The 19,236-nt window shown below is 43.9% G+C and carries 16 protein-coding genes; 9 read left to right on the forward strand and 7 right to left on the reverse strand.

The window, feature by feature from the left end; genetic code table 11:
- Positions 1 to 80 precede the first annotated feature (80 nt).
- The 6 genes from GMC92_RS04525 to GMC92_RS04550 all read left to right on the forward strand — a co-directional run bounded on the left by GMC92_RS04525 (position 81) and on the right by GMC92_RS04550 (position 10,163).
- Complete coding sequence (locus GMC92_RS04525) at positions 81 to 1,136, forward strand: acyltransferase family protein (protein WP_049490427.1); 1,056 nt, start codon at positions 81 to 83, stop codon at positions 1,134 to 1,136.
- A gap of 302 nt (positions 1,137 to 1,438) precedes the next feature.
- The gene (locus GMC92_RS04530) at positions 1,439 to 6,838 is read left to right on the forward strand and encodes a Cna B-type domain-containing protein (RefSeq protein ID WP_155199860.1); all 5,400 of its coding nucleotides are present in this window, start codon (positions 1,439 to 1,441) and stop codon (positions 6,836 to 6,838) included.
- 332 nt (positions 6,839 to 7,170) lie between these two features.
- Positions 7,171 to 7,773 carry a hypothetical protein gene (locus tag GMC92_RS04535; protein ID WP_023919079.1) on the forward strand — a complete coding sequence of 201 codons (603 nt, stop codon included), beginning with the start codon at positions 7,171 to 7,173 and terminating at the stop codon, positions 7,771 to 7,773.
- A complete protein-coding gene (locus GMC92_RS04540; protein ID WP_173019373.1) occupies positions 7,773 to 8,564 on the forward strand; it encodes an energy-coupling factor transporter transmembrane component T in 792 nt (263 codons plus the stop codon). Before GMC92_RS04535 ends, GMC92_RS04540 begins: the two co-directional genes overlap by 1 nt.
- Positions 8,540 to 9,376 carry an ABC transporter ATP-binding protein gene (locus tag GMC92_RS04545; protein WP_045759846.1) on the forward strand — a complete coding sequence of 279 codons (837 nt, stop codon included), beginning with the start codon at positions 8,540 to 8,542 and terminating at the stop codon, positions 9,374 to 9,376. The genes GMC92_RS04540 and GMC92_RS04545 overlap by 25 nt, the downstream gene beginning before the upstream one ends.
- On the forward strand, positions 9,363 to 10,163 hold the full coding sequence (locus GMC92_RS04550) for an energy-coupling factor ABC transporter ATP-binding protein (protein WP_155199861.1): 801 nt from the start codon (positions 9,363 to 9,365) through the stop codon (positions 10,161 to 10,163). Before GMC92_RS04545 ends, GMC92_RS04550 begins: the two co-directional genes overlap by 14 nt.
- An 81-nt stretch (positions 10,164 to 10,244) precedes the next feature.
- On the opposite strand, the gene GMC92_RS10890 is transcribed toward GMC92_RS04550, so the two are convergent.
- Both GMC92_RS10890 and GMC92_RS10730 read right to left on the reverse strand, forming a co-directional pair.
- Positions 10,245 to 10,373 carry a hypothetical protein gene (locus tag GMC92_RS10890; RefSeq protein ID WP_002878297.1) on the reverse strand — a complete coding sequence of 43 codons (129 nt, stop codon included), beginning with the start codon at positions 10,371 to 10,373 and terminating at the stop codon, positions 10,245 to 10,247.
- A gap of 14 nt (positions 10,374 to 10,387) precedes the next feature.
- Positions 10,388 to 10,549 (reverse strand): hypothetical protein, encoded by a 162-nt coding sequence (locus tag GMC92_RS10730; protein ID WP_020903529.1) that lies wholly within the window; start codon positions 10,547 to 10,549, stop codon positions 10,388 to 10,390.
- A 214-nt stretch (positions 10,550 to 10,763) separates the two neighbouring features.
- Between GMC92_RS10730 and GMC92_RS04555 the strand changes: the two genes are divergently transcribed.
- Positions 10,764 to 11,702: an AEC family transporter gene (locus GMC92_RS04555; RefSeq protein WP_155199862.1), complete on the forward strand. Its 939-nt coding sequence runs from the start codon at positions 10,764 to 10,766 to the stop codon at positions 11,700 to 11,702.
- A 48-nt stretch (positions 11,703 to 11,750) separates the two neighbouring features.
- Here GMC92_RS04555 and GMC92_RS04560 read toward each other — a convergent pair whose 3' ends face one another.
- Genes GMC92_RS04560 through GMC92_RS04570 form a run of 3 tightly spaced genes read right to left on the reverse strand, consistent with a single transcriptional unit; the run spans position 11,751 to position 13,143 of the window.
- The gene (locus GMC92_RS04560) at positions 11,751 to 12,083 is read right to left on the reverse strand and encodes a glucuronide permease (protein ID WP_155199863.1); all 333 of its coding nucleotides are present in this window, start codon (positions 12,081 to 12,083) and stop codon (positions 11,751 to 11,753) included.
- Between the two features lie 34 nt (positions 12,084 to 12,117).
- Entirely contained in the window at positions 12,118 to 12,588 is a 471-nt protein-coding gene (locus GMC92_RS04565) for an HXXEE domain-containing protein (RefSeq protein WP_155199864.1), read from the reverse strand.
- Positions 12,589 to 12,603: 15 nt separating this feature from the next.
- The gene (locus tag GMC92_RS04570) at positions 12,604 to 13,143 is read right to left on the reverse strand and encodes a TetR/AcrR family transcriptional regulator (RefSeq protein ID WP_155199865.1); all 540 of its coding nucleotides are present in this window, start codon (positions 13,141 to 13,143) and stop codon (positions 12,604 to 12,606) included.
- Positions 13,144 to 13,275: 132 nt separating this feature from the next.
- Between GMC92_RS04570 and GMC92_RS04575 the strand changes: the two genes are divergently transcribed.
- Both GMC92_RS04575 and GMC92_RS04580 read left to right on the forward strand, forming a co-directional pair.
- Complete coding sequence (locus GMC92_RS04575; RefSeq protein ID WP_155199866.1) at positions 13,276 to 14,181, forward strand: cation diffusion facilitator family transporter; 906 nt, start codon at positions 13,276 to 13,278, stop codon at positions 14,179 to 14,181.
- Between the two features lie 78 nt (positions 14,182 to 14,259).
- Complete coding sequence (locus GMC92_RS04580) at positions 14,260 to 15,297, forward strand: zinc-binding dehydrogenase (protein ID WP_155199867.1); 1,038 nt, start codon at positions 14,260 to 14,262, stop codon at positions 15,295 to 15,297.
- Positions 15,298 to 15,355: 58 nt separating this feature from the next.
- Here GMC92_RS04580 and GMC92_RS04585 read toward each other — a convergent pair whose 3' ends face one another.
- Together GMC92_RS04585 and GMC92_RS04590 are read right to left on the reverse strand one after the other, a co-directional pair.
- Positions 15,356 to 18,070, reverse strand: a complete 2,715-nt coding sequence (locus tag GMC92_RS04585) for a DEAD/DEAH box helicase family protein (RefSeq protein ID WP_155199868.1) — start codon at positions 18,068 to 18,070, stop codon at positions 15,356 to 15,358.
- Between the two features lie 65 nt (positions 18,071 to 18,135).
- Positions 18,136 to 19,179: a threonine aldolase family protein gene (locus tag GMC92_RS04590; RefSeq protein WP_155199869.1), complete on the reverse strand. Its 1,044-nt coding sequence runs from the start codon at positions 19,177 to 19,179 to the stop codon at positions 18,136 to 18,138.
- Positions 19,180 to 19,236 lie beyond the last annotated feature (57 nt).

Below are 19,236 nucleotides of genomic sequence, written 5' to 3' on the forward strand. Positions count from 1 at the left end.
AAGGATGTAAGATTCCTTGCTTGGCCTTCCCTTTCATGCTAAAATAACCATAGAAACTGCTTTGGGCAAGGAGTAGGACTATGCAAAAGAATCCCCTCTATAACACCTCTAGTATCAGCTTTTTTCAATACCTCTTTGCGATTGCAGTGATTTTGGTGCATAGTGGTCGCTTGACCTCTTATGAGCCACTGCATTTTGGTCTCAAGAGTATGCTCGGCCGGCTAGCGGTGCCATTTTTTATCGTCTGTGCCAGCTTTTTCCTCAAACACTCCCTAGGGAATTCTAAGAAAATGAAGGCCTATCTGGTCAAAATCGTAAAAAACTATTTGTTTTGGAGTTTCGTTTACCTCCCTTATGCCTGGCTCTTTTTCTCTAGTCTCCATCTTCCTGTTTATCTCTTTCCAGCAGGAATCTTGATTGCTCTGGTCTACTTGGGAATGTGCTACCAACTCTGGTATATTCCTGCTTTTTTGCTGGGCTTGTTTTTGGTCAATCAATTGGTCAAACGCCTAGGTATGGTTTGGACGGGGTTGATCACCTTTCTTCTTTACTGCTGGGGCTTGATCGAGACCTATTCGGCTTATCTGGATACCACAAGTCTTCTCAAGGGTTACCAGCTCTACAGCAACCTATTTTTTACAGCGCGAAATGGTCTCTTTTACACGCCCATTTTTATTTATATGGGTTATTATCTGTATGACCATTTTCATGCACAAACTTTTAGAATTCACCGTTGGCAAAAGCTAGCTCTTGCCTTTGGATTGCTCTGTCTAGAAGGGATCATTATTTTTCAACACCAAGGAATTGATAAGAACTTTTTCTTTCTTCTTCCCTTTGTGACCGTTTATTTGGTCAATGCCTGCCTGCGATCGTCCTTTTTGAAAAGCTATGATTTACAGTATTTAAAGCAAATGAGTATAGCCCTTTACTTTTCGCATCCGATCTTTATCGAGTGGGCTCGCTATGGCTTTAGCAGCCTCCCTCTCTCTTATCCAGACAGGGGCAAGCTGATTTTTGTGACTGCCTTGTTTGGTAGTCACCTTTTTGGACTAGCTATGCTGTGGGTACGAGAGAGAAGGGAAAAACAAAAGATTCCTTCAAATGGTGAAGAGTTAGATAAAATAATCAACCAATAGTAGGGTGTACAAAACTCAAGCAGATGTGTTTGAGTTTTTTTGTATGAAGAAAATCAAGGAAGAATAAGAATTGGCAGACTGCTCCTCCTTGTTTATAAATGTTTTATTTTCTTGCCCTTGGATAGAAGAAAGGGGAAATCAGTACCAGATAGTGATTTATAATATAGACATCATTGCAAATAATGTCTATATTATTGAATAGTGATGATTTAATTTGAAAAGCAAAGGATATTTTAAAAAATAAGTGATAAAATTAAAGGGAGGGCCTTTTGGAAGGCTAACAAAAGTAAAGGAGATAAGACATGAAAAAGCTTCGTTCATTATGGAAAGACTTTTTGAAAAAAGGTTTTGCCATTTTAACAATTTTCATGATGCTAGGCCAGCTTGGTCAAGGGGCGATCACAGCCTTTGCCAATGAGCTAGCAGTCGGGGATAATGGGGCCTTGGATGTTACCCTTATGTATGGGGATAAACAGAACCATCCAGATGGGATGTCCTATTACACAGGGGATACCATGTCTGGTTATATCCAGATCACCCCTAAGAATTTGACAACGGATATTAATGAAGTAACGGTGACCTTGAAGGTTCCTGGAAAGTACTTACGAGAAGTTAGTTTCCCTGACTTCAATAGTGCTTCAGAGCATGACAAACCAACGGTTACAAAAGTTGGAGATGATTATCAAGTCACACTTCACTTTAACAATTACCAAAAGTCAGAGGTCCTGACTTTACCATTTATTGGAAAATTTAAAGTCGGTTATGCACCGACCAATTATTCATTGGATATTACGGGTACCTTGAATATCAATGGTCAAGAAGCAAAACTCAATGATATCATTTGGAAACCCAAGTACAATGACTATCGCTTAACCAAGTATATCAACCAAAACTTGAACGAAGCCATGTCCAAGGACTATGCGGAAGCCATGCCTGGTGTTGTCAAAGGGGCTGACGGAAAAAATTATATTGAAACCCCATCATCTGTTCCATTTGCATTTCAATTGGAGGGAATGCAAGGACAGTATGGGGGACAATATCGTCAATTAGAATCAGTAACGCTTACCGATAAGTTGCCAACCTATACAGATAAAAATGGCAATACCCGGACAGCAGTTTTAGATACAGCTAAGTCTGAAGGTTGGGTAGATAATGGAGATGGCACCGTTTCTAAGACGTTTACAGCAGATGCAAACGGTAATCCAGCAGCTTATCACCAAGAATTCATGGCAAAAATCAAGAATACAAGTTACCTTTACTTGAAGTTTCCTGATTTAGTTTTGGAAAAGGACCAGACTCTCAAAGACGTCCTTAGTAAGGATTTGACAAACTCAGGAAGTATTGTGGGAATTCCTGCCAATCGTGGAGAGGGAGAACCGGATATTACAGCTGAAGATTCTCTTATTTTCCGCTTGACCTCTCGTGACCTGGAAGGGGCTGGAAGTTTTGCCAAAAAAGCAGATGGTGATGTCTATGATTCAACTGAATATAAAGCAGCAAACTATAAATGGATCATCGCTTTTGATAACAAAACTCCTTCACCACAAAAGAATTTTGTTTTCTATGATGAGACAGTGGACTCTCGGTTAAAATTTACCAAAATTGATTACGCTCGTCTCATGCAAGGGAATTATGGAAATGGCGAGTTTGTTAGCAAATATGTGAAACGCTTGATCCTTACTTTGGACGATGGTAGTAAAAAAGAAATTCAGCCAGAAACCGATAAAGACGGCAATGGCTTGATCGATTTAACCAAGTATGGAACCGTTGTGGGCTGGCGGATGGAAATGAAGGATGACTTTGTCCTTCAATCTGGTCAAGGAATTCGCCTCAATACCTATACAAGCTTCAAAGATCCAGAAAAGACTCGTTACGATGAAAATGATGCGACCAAGAATGAATTCAAGAATACGGGTCGTGTCACTTATCAAACACAATCAAATGTTGCAAAAGACCAAACATCAAATTGGACCTTTAAGCTGATTCCTTTGAAGGAAAGCTTTGAGATTTCAAAAACGACGGATTATAATAATGTTCGTTATACTGATGGACAAAATATTCGTTTTGGTTTGATGGCAACCAAAGTGGTCTTGGATCCTGATAAGGATTATGGAGACCTGCGAATCATTGATCTGTATGATCCAAATACCCTTAAAGTCGACTATAAAGATTTTGAAAGAAACCTTGCCTCTAATGAAAAAGGTATGAAATTCTTAAAGAGCTACGATGTCATTGAAAACTACCACAATTCTGGACGGACAGCTCTCATCATGCATTTGGATCAAAAAGAGTTTATTAAAGCTTCTCTTAAAGATCTTAATCGCGTGCGTCTACCGTTTATCGTGGCTGATCTGAAAGGGAAAGATGATGGTGGTACCTTCACAAATAAAGTCTATGTCGCTGGAAACGGCATCCACGATCTTGAAAATGCCAACCCTGATCGGGTCACGGAAGATGTGTATGATCTGAACGGAAATGGTTCAACAACGGATAAAATTCCATATGCTCAATCAAACTATACGATTGTTGCGGCTGAAGGAATCTATGCACGCAAATATATCGCTAAAAATGATGACCTGTCAGACGCTTCGATTGTGACACGTACCTTCAAACCAGGTGAAACCTTTAACTACAAACTCACCATTAAAAATAATACGGATAAGGCAGTAGAAGACGGAGTCGTCTATGATGTCCTACCAAAAGTAAAAGACGTTAACACACTAGACGGATCTGGTCGGATGACAGAATACACGGTCAGCCTTCGTGGACCAGTGACAGCTCCAGAAGGATGGACGGTCTACTATACAACTGATACAGGCGTTACGACAGATACCATGGCGCAAGCTGCTGACAAGGATATCTGGACGACAGCTGTGTCTGATTACAGTCAAGTAACAGGAATCAAGTTAGTTGCAAATGCAGGAACCACGATTCCTGCGCGTGGAGAAGCAAGCTTTGGTGTCCCAGTCGTGAATCCAAGTGAATTGACCGATGAAGTCAAGGCCTTGATGCAAAAACGCACCAAAGATAATGAAGACAACGGCGGTCGTTCCGGTCTTGTTCAAGCTCATAACCAGTTTGGTTACAAGGCGAAAGGTCACGAAGGAAATCGTGAGTCTAATACCGTAACTGCACAAATCTTCTCGGCTGCTTTCCAAGTCAAGAAGGTGGACAAGGATGATCCTAAGAAAGTTCTTGAAGGTGCTGAATTTACCTTAACTGATGTAAATGGTGCTGTTGTTGCGACGGCAACTTCTGATAAAAAAGGGGAACTTTCCTTTAACACCTTAACAGAAGGAACCTACACACTTAAAGAAACCAAAGCACCTGAAAACTACAAGTTGGATGAAACAGAACATGCTGTGGTTGTCACCTATAATGCGGACAAACAAATCTACCACGTCACGGTGGATGGAAAAGCAGTTGGCTCAAAAGCAGTCCCAGTTGAGATCGCTAATGAAGCAGATATCAAGTATCTCGATCTTGAAGCTTCAAAAGTTTGGGATGACCAAGACAACCAAGAAGGGCTTCGCCCAGCAAGTGTGGAATTCCAACTCTACAAGAATGGCAAAGCTCAAGGAAAACCAGTCACGGTTTCAGCCGCAACAGACTGGAAAGCTCACTTTACGAATCTTCCAGATAAAGACAGTGATGGCAAACTCAATACCTACACTGTTAAAGAAGTGAAAGTTCCGACTCATTATACGGTCTATACAGAAGAAGCTAGCTTCACAGATGGAAAAGCCACCATCACTAACAAGCGCACTCCTGAGACCACGACGGTTACAGTCAAGAAAGTCTGGGATGATGCACAAAACCAAGATGGTCTTCGCCCATCTACCATCAAAGTTCACCTCTTGGCAAATGGAACAGAGGTTCAAGCTCTTGATCTGACTGGTGAAGGAGATGAATGGACTCATACCTTCTCAGATCTACCAGTCTATAAAGATGGACAAAAAGTTGTCTACACAGTGACAGAAGACAAAGTGGACAATTACACCACTAAGATTGATGGCACTACAATTACCAATACTTACAAACCAGGTAAGACAAGCCTGACTGTTACGAAAAACTGGAAGGATGCCAATAACCAAGATGGCCTTCGTCCAAAAACAATCAAGGTTCAATTGTATGCTGGTGATCAAAAGGTTGGTAAGGCTGTTGAATTGTCAGCAGATAACAAATGGACCCATACCTTCTCAAACCTAGATGAGAAGAAAGCTGGCCAAGTTATCAACTATACAGTCAAAGAAATCGATGTTCCAGAAGGCTACACACAAGCCGTCGAAGCAAGCAATCCAGGTCAAGTAGTCGTGACCAACACGCACGAACCAGAAAAGACCAAAGTAGAAGTGAGCAAGAAGTGGGAAGATGGAGACAACCAAGACGGCCTTCGTCCAGCCAGCATTCAAGTTCAATTGTACAAAGATGGTCTTGCGACCGATCAAGTATTAGAACTTTCAGCTGCGAATGACTGGAAAGGTGCATTTGAAAACCTTGATGCCAAGGCAGCTGGAAAAGCAATTGCATATACAGTCAAAGAAGTAACTGTCCCAGATGGTTACAAAGTAACGGTAAATGATAAGGACAAGGCCAATGTTGTCTTGACCAATACGCATGAACCAGCTTTGACAGAGATGAAAGTCACGAAGAAATGGGAAGATGCCAACAACCAAGATGGTCTTCGTCCAAAATCCATTAAGGTTCAACTCTATGCTGGGGATGAAAAAGTAGGAGACCCAGTTGAATTGTCAGCGGACAATCAATGGACTCATACCTTTAGCAAATTAGCTGAAAAGAAAGCTGGTCAAGCTATCAGCTACCGTGTGGAAGAAGTCTCTGTTCCTGAAGGCTACCAAGTCACTGCCGATACCTCTGACGCTGCTCATACGATCTTGACCAATACGCATACGCCAGCGGTGATCGATATTCCAGTGACCAAGATTTGGAATGACCAAGACAATCAAGATGGTCTTCGTCCAGCAAGTATCGTTGTGAATCTTCTTGCCAATGGTGAAAAAGTTGCTCAAAAAGAACTCACGAATGCGACAGATTGGAAAGAAAGTTTCACAGGTCTACCAAAATTCAAGGATGGAAAAGAAATCGTCTATACTCTTCAAGAAGAGAAGGTAGCTGAATATACGACTACAATTGATCAGGCTGCTTATACCATTACCAATACCCATGCACCTGGTAAGACAAGCGTCACGGTCACTAAGAAGTGGGATGATGAGAATGACAAGGATGGAATTCGTCCGAAGAGTATTCGCGTTCAACTCTATGCCAATGATCAAAAAGTCGGTCAAGAAGTAGAATTGTCAGCTGAAAACAAGTGGACCCATACCTTTGCAGATTTAAATGAAAAAGCAAATGGAAACACCATCACTTATACAGTGAGAGAAGTCAGTGTTCCAAAGGGCTATGAAGCTCGTAACGACGAGGATGGTAAAGGAAATGTTGTGATTACTAACAAGCATGTTCCAAAAGAAACTCCAAAACAACCAACTCCTCCAAGTTCATCTGAACCAAAGAAACCGGGTCAACCTGAACCTAAAAAACCAAGCCAACCAGAGCCGAAGAAACCAGGCAAGATCTTAGGATTCTTACCAAATACAGGTACGACCATCTCTATTATTAGCCTAGTTTTAGCCTTTGTCTTGGCAAGCATTGCAGCTTATATTTTGAAGAAAAAGAAAAAATAAGCTAGTGCTTCCTTTATAAAATGAAACAAACACCAGAGATGGTGTTTGTTTTTTTATAGTGGCCTCTTATAATTGTCTTGCGATCATTCTCATGGGCGCTTGCTCTATTTTTTAATTCCCGAACGTTTTCAAAAAAAATTCAGAAAATTCTTGACTTCTATGAAAATCGGAGTATGATTAGTTGTGAACTGTTGAACAATCATTTTCAAGAAAATCCCTGATGTCGACTAAGGGATCTGTGAAAGGAGAAGCGGTTCAAATCGAAAATCTATAGAGCGTTGCGTCCGAAAGTCTAAACAGACACGGCTCTTTAAAAACAAAAGGAGAAGATTATGAAAACAGAACCGATTCATCGTACCAGTATGTGGAAATTTAAGTTAAGTGCTGCCACCATGACTTTGATTCCCGCTGCCGTGGGGATTAACTATGTTGCCAAAGCCTTGGCGGAGGGGTTAAAGTTGCCCGTTTGGCTGGGGTCTTTGGGAACCTTTCTTGCCAGCATGTTGGCTGGGCCGGTTGCCGGTGCCATCAGTGGTTTCATCAACAACGTGATCTATGGGCTGACCTTATCGCCAATTTCAACCGTGTATGCGATTACCAGCATCGGAATTGGGATTGCTGTCGGAGTTTTGCACGCCAATGGGTGGTTCTCGTCAGCGCGACGAGTATTTGTTTCTGCTATTATTATTGCCATCGTTTCAGCTGCCATTTCAACGCCACTCAACGTCATCTTTTGGGGGGGTCAGACCGGTATCGCTTGGGGTGACTCATTGTTTGCGGTAATGGTCGCCAATCATGCACCAGTGTGGCTGGCCTCATTTACCGATGAGTTTGTCTTGGATATTTTGGATAAAGTCTGCGTGGCCTACCTGGCCTTCTTCATCTATCGTCAGCTGCCGAAGCGGATGGTGCACTTCTTTAGCGGTGATAAATGATGACTGATCAAACATTGATTTCTGGAGCGCCACGGGTCAAGCTCAAGTGGTACCAGGTGATCGATCCGATTACTAAGCTCTTGTTCATCGTGGACATGACGTTGTTGAGCTTTGCCAGTATGAATTTATTGCTTCAGGCCGGATTAATTCTTGTCGCAACACTGCTATTGTTATTTTCCAAATTGAGTTCTACCATCTTTAAGGCGCTGGGATTCAGCTTGTTTCTGATTTGCACCATGCTGATCATCCAAGGATTATTTTACAGTCGGAATCAAACTGTGCTGTTTTCTGTGCTTGGGGTGTCGTTCTACAAAGAAGGCCTGATTTACGCCACCACTCTGGGTTGTCGAGTATTGGTGATTATTTTGACCAGTGGCTTTTTTATGGTGACCACGAGTATTTCAGAAAACGCGGCCTATTTGGAACTGTCCGGATTGTCTTATAAAACCGTCTACGTTCTGATGTCGGTGTGTTATATTTTGCCGGAAATGATGCGCAATATGCGGAAAATCCAGCAGGCACAAAAAGTTCGCGGAACCAATCCGCAAAAAACGTTGATTCAGAAATTAAAGTCAGTCCTGCCGGTTCTAATTCCATTGGTGATTAAGACCTTGGATCAATCGATGGCGCGGTCGATTTCTCTCCAACTGAGAGGTTTTGATAATCCCAACCGGACTGTCAGAACCTCCCAGCGCGTGTATCGCCTGTCGCGGACGCTGCACATTGGTCTGACTGGATTGGCAATTTTATTGATTGGGTGGAAGATATGGACGAAGATAAACGGATTGTAATTGAAAATTTGACCACCCGTTATCCGGGTACTGAGCAACCACAACTGCGTCAGATTAACGCGGAGGTTCATACCGGCCAGGTGGTTGGGATTATCGGGAATAGCCACTCCGGCAAATCGACTTTGTGCCGTGTGCTGGCAGGGGTCATTCCCAAAATGGTGTCTGCTGAGATTGAGGGCGACTGGCACATGTTTGGCCAGCGAGTGTCCGACAATTGGCCCGTTTATAATGCCATGAATGGAGTTGTACTGCAAAATCCAGCTGGCCAACTAAGCGGGTTGGCAGACACGGTTGCCGATGAAATCGCCTTTGACTTGATTAATCAGGGAATGGCTGAAGGACTGATTCAAAAACGGGTTGAAGAAGTTGCAACGCAAATGGGGCTGATTGAACAGCTGAATTTGCGTCCCGAGAGCCTTTCCGGTGGTCAGAGCCAGCGGTTGGCAATTGCCACGGCGATTGCGGCTAACCCGGCTGTTTTGATTATGGATGATCCGACCAGTCAGATGGATCCCCTTGGCCGCCGACAATTTTTCCAATGGCTGGCCCAAGTCAAAGAGACGACTGTCTTCATTGTCACCAGTGAAATTGACGATTTGTGCGAAGTCGCCGACGTTGTGTGGGTGCTGCACGAGGGTCAAATGGTAGCCCAGGGCAGGCCGGGAGAGGTGTTTAATCATTTGGAAGCTGACTGGCAGATTCCAGCCCCGACAATCCAGCAACTTGCTCAAAAAATGGATTGGCACTTGGCTGATGGCCGGTATCCGGTGAATGACGCTGAACTGAAGGAGGTTTGTTATGTCCACAATTGAACTGAACCACCTGACGTTCACTTATCCGGAACGGTCCTTTAGCTTGGATGTTGAAGACAAACTCTTCGCCGATCCGATGGTGGCGATTGTCGGCCAAAATGGTGCCGGCAAATCAACGCTCTTCAAATTGTTGACGGGCTTGCTGACACCACAAACCGGTGTGATTAAGATCGATGGAGAAAATTTTAATGATCTTAAACCAGTCGAAAAGTTACTGAAGGTTGGGATTACTTTTCAGAATCCTGACGATCAGCTTTTCAACCCGACCGTTCAACGAGAGGTGGAGTGGAGTGTCGCGCAGGTCATGGATGACCACGACACGATTACGAGGCGGGCTTTAGCGGCTCTAAAAAGAGTTGGCTTGGATGATAAAACAGCTGAAAGTCCATATGACCTGTCATTGTCGGAACGCAAGCTGTTGAGCGTTGCCACAGTTTTAGCAGTGGATCCGGCGATTTATTTATTTGATGAGCCGATGATGTCGCTTGATTGGGAAAGCCGGCGCAAGTTGACCGCAATTTTCCATCAGTTGGCTGATTCGGGCCACCAAGTTGTGACCATCACCCATGACATGGATTGGGTCGCCACCGAGTTTGAGTCGGTGTATGTTATGGAACACGGGAAGTTTGGCTTCGCCGGCAGTCCACGGGAATTATTCAGCGATCACGAACTTGTCCAGCGAGTGGGATTACTACCACCGCGGATTATGGACATAGCGGAGTCGCTGGGTGATTCACAGACATATTTATCGGTTAATGATTATTGCCAGAAAAATCGAGATGTATAGAAAAAGTCACCTCTGCGGGTTTTCCAGGTTGAAGGATTAACTTCAGCTTCTGGCAAGAACTCACATGGGTGACTTTTGTGTTTAATAACGTTTCATGATCATCGGGTGCTTCCTCAGATCACTCGGTTTGATTTTACTTTGTTTCATGGTCATAATCATATACCATTTCTTTTGGATCTTTTGTTTGACTAATACAAAATAGGTCTTCATAGGTCTTCGCATTTTTAGCGCCCATTAGGATCATCAGTATAATTTTCTGAATTAGGAGACTGTCCCATCACTATTCGAACTTCGTCTCCCAACTTATGCTGTTCCCATTCATCCGTGAATCCTTTAAATCGCAATTCTGGAACTTTCTTTTTAACTGAATCATCTATTTTCGCCATAGTCCCCACCATTTTATTGGTTTTTCTTGATTTACCTTATCAACAGTCTCGTTGGTTGGTACCAATGGACCAAGGCGGCCAAGAAAGGCTACTAGTAACAATTAATAAAATACAAGAGATGGGCATGTTGCTCCGCCTCTTTTTGTGATATACTAGAGTAGTTTTTGAGACCTTGTGGAAAAACGTTCATTTCAAAGAAGTAAAAGGAGAAAACATGGAGATCTTTTTGAGGAGTATATCAGGGATCCTGGTCATTCTAGGTATGATTTTAGTGGGCTTTGTCATAGGTGAAAAAGGCTGGTTTGATGACAAGTCACGTGGCCTGATCGCAAAATTAGTCACTCAAATCGCTCTGCCCTGCTATATGCTTTATACCATTACACAGCGTTTTACAGCGGCTGACCTCCTAAAAATGTTGCCAGAACTGCGTTTTCCTGCCCTGTCTATGGTTATTTTGCTTGGCATCGCGACAGGAGTAGCCAGAATTTTTGCAGTGAGACAGGACCGCCGTGGCCTCTTTATTTCCATGTTTTTTAATTCCAATACGATTTTTGTGGGGCTTCCCATCAACCAGACCCTTTTCGGGGATGCCAGTATTCCTTATGTTTTGATCTATTACATGTGTAATACTACCTTTTTCTGGACTTTGGGGACCTACCTGATCCAGCGAGATGGCGAAGGAGAAGCTCAGTTTGATCTCAAAACGAGTCTGAAAAAAGTCTTTTCTCCTCCTCTCATGGGCTTTCTCTTAGGGTTAGTCTTGGTGATTCTTCATATCAAGCTCCCTACCTTTTTAGCCAGTGATTTGCAGTATCTGGGCAATTTAACAACTCCTTTATCCATGATATTTATTGGTTTATCAGTGTCCAATGCAGGACTAAAACAGCTGACTCTGAAAAAAGACCAATTCTTAATTCTGTTAGGTCGCTTCGTGGTTGCCCCACTCTTGATGGCGACCATTGTTTACTGGGCACCTCTTCCAAGCTTGATGAAGCAGGTTTTTATCATTCAGTCGGCCATGCCGGTGATGACCAATGCGCCAGTCGTTGCCAAACTTTACGGAGCCGATAGCGATTACGCGGCGATCATGGTGACAGAGACGACCCTTGCAACCATGGTGGTGATCCCTATTCTCATGCTGTTGATGGCTTAACAAATAGAAAATACAAAAGCTCAAGTTTTTTGAAAACTTGAGCTTTTCTTATAACAAGGCTAACAAGATGGTAAGGACTAGAGCGATGCCCATCCGAATCAGGTGGTGAGCTGGATGGAAGTTTCCTTTGTGTTTCCCATTCCAATAGGCCCCGTAGCAAATCAAACCACAGCCGATCAGCCAAAGGACTAGAGAGACAACCGGTAAAAAGAAGTAGAGGATGAGTGATAAGGTCGCAAGGCTACTTCCGATGAGGAGAAATGTATTTCCTAGAGTGTGGTTCCCTTTTTTAACTTCAGAAAGAGAAGCCAATAAGTGAAGAAGAGCAAAAACAAGGGCAAAGAAGGCTGTAAAAAAGCCGAGAAGAATGGGGAAGAACATAGGGTTTCCTTTCTAAGATATGATTGCCTGAGTACTATTTTTTATGACTGATTTTATGAAGAATCATAAATGATACTACAAGATTTAAAATAATAACCAATAAGGTAAAAAGAGAGTAACCATAAAGTTTAATTGGAAATTCATTTTTGAGATTGCAAAGAGCAAACAAACTTGTTAAAATGCCCGTTAACAACCCAGGCACATATTTTCGTATAACGATTGTTTGAATCAGATGTCCTAAGACATGGTAGATATAAGCGATTATGATGCTTGCGTAAATGCTATAGTTGTTAAACTGGTAACTAAGATATAGCGATGTCATTAGGATCAGAAATTGCTCCAAGACAATGGCATTGAAAGCAAAAGGAGTGTAATAAGATAGGATTCGATTGTTTGGATACTGGATTGATATTTTTTTGACAAAGGATGGCATCCAAACGATTTCTTCCAGTTCGTGAAGCATGAAGAGTGATGGAAATAGAAAGTAAAATTGCACGCTGGTCATTGAAAATACTCCCTTCTAGTTCGAGCCCACTTTTAAAATCTCCAAATAAAATTGGATCACTTCTTGTTCGGTGTAGGACTTTCCTTTTTTCAACCACCAGCTGAGGGTTTCGATGAAATGGCTGACGACCAAGTGTTTGAGGTAAGAGTGAGGGAGAGTTGGATGGGCTTTGATGAGTTCGTCGGCTACCATTGGGTAGACATCGTGTTCTAGTTCTTTTCGCAGTTGTCGGATGAAATAATCGTTTTTAGAGAGCAAGAGACTGGTCACATGGTCTTGATTTTTCTTGAAATGCTGAAAGATATGGGCCAGGTAGTCTTGTGGTGAGAGGTGTTCAGAACGCTCAAAGAGATGGTGAAAGAGCTTTTGACAGAGTTCATCTAGCAAGAGTTCCTTACTCTCGTAATGGCTGTAAAAGGTCGAACGCCCCACATCAGCAAGGTCTATGATTTCTTGAACAGTGATGGCCTCGTAGTCTTTTTGGTTGAGTAAGTGTAAGAAAGCTTGATAGATAGCTTTTCGAGTTTTGGTGATGCGACGATCCTGTGCTGTCATATGGACACTTAGAACAAACTGTTCAGTAACGGACACCCTAAACAGTTTGCTCCTATCCTTTCTGTTGTGAATGTTAGATAATGATAATGAACATGATGTTCATGAATCTATTATAACAAAGGATTAAGGATTATGAAGACAAAACATGCGGTCTGGATCGCTTTTTTCTTGAATTTGAGTTATGCCATTGTTGAGTTTATTGCAGGAGGGATTTTTGGATCCAGCGCTGTCCTTGCGGATTCGGTCCATGACTTGGGAGATGCGATCGCTATTGGGATCTCCGCCTTTTTGGAAAGTATCTCCAATCGCGAAGAAGACAGCCGCTATACCTTGGGCTACAAGCGCTTTAGCCTTTTAGGGGCCATGGTAACGGCAGTGATTCTCATGACAGGGTCCGTTCTGGTTATTTTGGAAAATATAACGAAAATCTTTCATCCACAACCTGTCAACGATGAGGGAATCCTTTGGCTAGGAATCATAGCCGTCAGCATCAATGTGCTAGCGAGTCTCGTCATTCGCAAGGGGCAAACCAAGAACGAATCCATTCTCAGCCTGCATTTTCTGGAAGATACTCTGGGCTGGGTGGCTGTCATCCTAATGGCCATTGTCCTCCGATTTACCGACTGGTATATTCTGGATCCGCTCTTATCTCTTGCCATTTCCATCTTTATTCTGTCAAAAGCCATTCCACGTTTTTGGAGCACGCTCAAGATTTTCTTGGATGCCGTGCCAGAAGGAGTAGATATCCAGCAAGTCAAGAGTGATTTGGAGCGGTTGGACCATGTCGCTAGTATCAATCAGCTCAATCTTTGGACCATGGATGGTTTGGAAAAAAACGCCATTGTCCATGTTTGTCTGGAGCATGTCAAGCATATGGAGGTCTGTAAAGAGTCTATCCGCACCTTGCTCAAAGAGAGTGGATTTCAAAATGTTACCATCGAAGTGGATGAAGACTTGGCGACCCACCGCGCCCACAAGCGAAATATCGAAGAACTGGAAGTGGATCAAGGTCATGGGCATGATCATCACCATCATTAATGACGAGTTGGTACGAGCAGAAGCCTAAGAAAAAGTGTATACTGTAGGTAAGTAAGCAATAGAAAGTAGGTTGTTCCTATGAAGAAAACAGTTTATACAAAAGCTGGGCAAGTGGGTCTAGTAGAAGTAGAACGTCCACGCATCGAAGCGCCAGATGATGTCATTCTCCGCATCGTTCGCACCTGTGTCTGTGGATCCGATCTCTGGAGCTACCGCAATCCGGATATTGAAGCAGGTCATCAAAATAGTGGCCACGAAGCTATTGGGATCGTGGAAGAAATCGGTGAGGCCATTACAACGGTTAAGCCAGGAGACTTTGTCATTGCGCCTTTCACCCATGGTTGTGGGGAGTGTGATGCCTGTCGTGCTGGCTATGATGGGACTTGTGACCGCCATATTGGCACCAACTGGTCTGACGGGGTGCAAGCAGAGTACATGCGCTTCGAATACGCCAACTGGGCTCTTGTCAAAATTCCAGGGCAACCTTCTGATTATACAGAAGCTATGCTTAAATCCTTCTTGACACTAGCAGATGTCATGCCGACGGGCTATCATGCGGCGCGTGTAGCAGATGTGCAAAAAGGTGACAAAGTCGTGGTCATTGGGGACGGTGCCGTTGGTCAATGTGCAGTGATCGCAGCTAAGATGCGTGGTGCATCTCAAATCGTCCTTATGAGCCGTCACCAAGACCGTCAACAGATGGCCTTGGAGTCAGGCGCGACAGCGGTTGTGGCTGAGCGTGGTGAAGAAGGGATTGCCAAGGTTCGTGAAATCCTTGGAGGCGGAGCAGATGCAGCTCTCGAATGTGTCGGTACAGAAGCAGCTGTTGAGCAAGCTCTCGGAGTCCTCCATAATGGAGGACGCATGGGATTTGTCGGTGTGCCTCACTACAATAACCGTGCCCTTGGTTCGACCTTTGCCCAAAATATCTCAGTGGCAGGTGGAGCAGCCTCAGTTACTACTTATGACAAACAAGTTTTGTTAAAAGCAGTTCTTGACGGCGATATCAATCCAGGACGTGTCTTTACCACAAGTTATAAATTGGAAGAGATTAATCAAGCTTATAAAGATATGGATGAACGTAAGACGATTAAGTCTATGATTGTGCTTGAGTAATGAAAAAGTCTAGTAGAAATGAAACTACTAGACTTTTCTTTTATTGTGAAATAAATTCTTATTTCAAATCCGACATCACTTGTTTCTTGGTGAAGGTGCGCTCTTGTTTGTTAGCTAAGGCTTTGATGCGCGCATCAAGGAGAATGGCACGGCCTTCGGCACTTCGGGTATAGACGAGGTCATACTTGCCCAGACTCTTTCGAATTTGCGCCACAAAGGCTTGAGCATCCTCTTTCCGTTTGTCAAAGAGGCTTGGTACAGCGAAATATTCTGTCTGATCGGATACTTTTTCCTGTGCTTTCAGGATATAGCGCTGATTTTCAATCGGCGCGAAAAACTCGATCATGGTTTGCGAGAAGAGTTCCTTCTCCCGCATGGTTCCGCCCTTCAAATAGATCAGCGTGTTGATGGCATCCTTTCTGTCTCGTACGACTTGGATACGGGTCTCCTGGGTCTGGATCTGGCCAGAAAGGAGCAGGGCTTGGTGAATAGCCTGGCCAAAGATTTCTAGCCGTTTATAAGGACTCTTATAGAGATAGTAGCGGAGCCAAGCAAGGAGAGCGAAAACAGCTAGGAAGAATAGAAGAATTAGAGACGCTTTATTCCCTCCTCCTCTATGTGAATAGTAAAAAAGGTTGGCGAAAGCATCGGTCAAAGTGGCGGCCGTCAGCCAACGAGCTAGCTTCCTGGCGTCAAAAAATAGGGCTAGGGGCAGGAAGTGTTTATCCACTTGGACCTCATTTGCAATCTCCATATTCTCCAGAATCGGAAGGGCTTTTTGCCAGCCGTCTCGGAGCTCTTGGCGATGGGTGGAGCGCTCTAAGGTTTCCTCATTGAGTTTTTGCAGCTGTTTTTTGGTATAGCGGATATTGTCAAAGGCTAGGCGTTCGATACCGGATTCGATGAAGGGCTCCTTGTAATGGAGGCCTAAAAATTGCTTCATCCGTCTTTCTAAGAGCTCCAGATCAGGACTGTATTCTTTCAGTTGATCAGTGATAGCCTCGATTTCTTCCTTTTCAAGATCGGACTTTTCATACCATTTCTTTAGAGAAAGATTGATGGAGACTAGGTGCCAGATGTTACTGGTCTTGTCTGGATCCTCAGGCCACACTCGGATGGCACGACCTCGCATTTGGTTACTGAGCATAAAACTGCCGACAAAGCTCGCTAGGATCAGGGAATTAACGCAAGGTGCATCCCAGCCTTCCCCTAGAAGAGACTTGGTTCCAATGACGACTTGAATGAGCCCCTCTTGAAAGAGCTGGGTTACGGCTGTCACCAAATCATGTTGAGAACCAACCAAGCGAACCTTGAGAAAGTCATCAGGAGATAATTGGCCGACGCTTTGGTAATTCAGTCGATTCCCTCCTAGAAGGTCTTCTAATCTTGGCTTAGCGACCGTTGGTATGATGACGATGCTACCGGTCAATACAGCGATGGCAGGAGAAGTTGCTTGCTCTATGCTTTCCCTGCGAATAGATTCAAAATAGGAGAGAACTCCCAACTGAGTGAATTGGGCATCTTTATCTCCGAGATGAACTTCGAAATCTTGACGAATATAGTCTGTTAGGACCAATTGGCGCAGTCGACTTCCAAGCGCCTTGTATTCCTCCTTGAAAATCTCTCGAACCGCATTGAGTTTTCCGAGGGATTGGTTGAGCAGAAGGTCTTGTTTTTTGTTGCGGACTAGTTTAACTTGTTTTCGATCGATTAAGCTGGCTGCTTTTAGTTCATGGAGGACTTGTTTCTCGTATTCCTCTGGTAGATTGTACCAGTGAGGTACCTGAAAGAGCAGACCTTGCAGGAGAATTTCAAGCCAATCCATGGTGAAAGCAGGGAGTTTTTTAGCTCCTAAGAGGTCCTGGAAACGTTTGGGAAAGACGATTCCCTTGCTTCGAAGAAAGATCAGGGTAGCAGAGAGATACTTGGGATCATTGAGCAATTCATCATCGCTGATCTGACCCGATAAGGCTTGGCAGTTTTGGAGGTATTGGCAAAAGAGGGGATCGGAAGTCAGTTGCTGCAAGAAAGCATTCTTTTGTTGGCTAAAGGCGTCCAACTGCTCTTGCTCTTCCTTGGTTGGAAAGGCAAAGTAAACATAGTCTTGATGGGGACAAAGGGTGTCTTCTTTGACCAATTCGGGGACGGTGATTTCCTCATCGATCTCACCACACATGCGGATATAGCGATCCCAAAGGGCAGGATCCCCCTCATAGGGAGGGGTAGCGGTGAGCGAGATCATCTTTAAGTCAGGAAAGGCCTGACGAAAGGCTTCTAGACTTTTCCACCATTCATTGCGCAGGTGGTGACACTCATCTAAACAAAGGGTCCCAAGTGAGATGGCTTTGAAAGTAGAGAAGATATCAAAACCTTTGAAATCAAACGTTTCAATCTCTGCCTGGTCATCAGTATCTTCAGCTTGCGATTGACCGACGACTTGGTTCATGGCGCTGTGTAGGGCCTGATAGGTAGCCACTGTAATCAGCTTAGGATGTTTGAGGTCCTGAGAGATCAATTGCTCCGCTTGGCTTTCATCACTCAAGAATGCCTGGATAATCCGGTCCACCCATTGTTGACGAATGGTGACCGTTGGAGCCAAGATCAGGGTTGGCTGGCCGAAGCGTCTGATAAATTCGATTCCCAGGGTTGTTTTTCCAGAGCCAGGAGCTGCTACCAAATGCAGGTGGCCATCCGCCATAAAAGCGTCACTCTTATCGAGAACGCGTTTTTGATAGTGTCTCCATTGCCCTGTAAAGGCTAGTTCTTGTAACATTGGTTTCCTCCCTCTATCAGGATTATTATATCATAAATGAGGTGGGTGACCGATTCCTTCAGGCCCTAGAGTGACTCAATCACCTGACACAAGGCCTCTACATCTTCCTTCCGAGTGGACCAGGAGGTCGCAAAACGAATGACGGTTAGTTCATCATCATACTTTTCCCAGAAGGAGAAGACCACTTTTTCAGAGAGTTTTTCCATTTGCTCTTTAGTTACTAAGCAAAAAATCTGGTTGGTTGGATTTTCAAAATGGAGAGGGAGTCCCGCTTTTTTACAAGCCTGACGGATCTGATTGGCACAGGTGATGGCATCTTGGCCGATGTTGTCATATAAATGATCCTTGAACAATTCATCAAATTGAATCCCTAACAGTCTGCCTTTGGCTAAGAGTGCACCGTGTTGCTTGATAATGGTGGTCATATGAGGAAGAAGATGAGGATTGGGAATGACAACAGCCTCTCCAAACATGGCCCCACACTTGGTGCCTCCAATGTAAAAAGCATCACAGAGGCGCGCGAGATCAGCTAGAGTCACATCATTTTCAGGGCAGGCCAGCGCATAAGCCAGACGGGCTCCATCGACAAAGAGTTTAACGGTGTACTCTTTGCAGACTTGTGAAATAGCCTCCAGCTCTGCTTTGCTGTAGAGCGTTCCTAGTTCCGTTGGTTGTGAGATATAAACCATGCCTGGCATGACCATGTGTTCGTGATTGCCATCTGCCCAGTAATCTTCAATGGTTTCTTTGATTTGTTGGGCGGTCAATTTTCCGTCTTCTGTATCGAGTTCTAGAACCTTATGGCCACCAAATTCAATAGCCCCAGCCTCATGGACACTGACATGACCAGTTTTTGCAGCGATCACCCCTTGATAGGATTGCAGGAGACTATTAATCATGATTTGATTGGTCTGGGTCCCACCTATGAGAAAGCGGACTTCCGCTTGGGGACAGGCACAGGCCTCGCGAATTCGTTCGATGGCACTTTGGGTAATGGGGTCCGTCCCGTAACCTGTCATTTCCACTTGGTTGGTTTCCACCATCCGTTTGAGAATGTTCGGATGTGCTCCTTGTAAATAGTCGTTGGCAAAATTCAGTTGTTTCTTCATTTGAATGTTTCACTTTCTTTGTTGATGGTAATAGTTTAAAATAAATTTTGATATAAC

This window comes from Streptococcus parasanguinis (assembly GCF_009717775.1).
Taxonomy (GTDB): domain Bacteria; phylum Bacillota; class Bacilli; order Lactobacillales; family Streptococcaceae; genus Streptococcus; species Streptococcus parasanguinis_AG.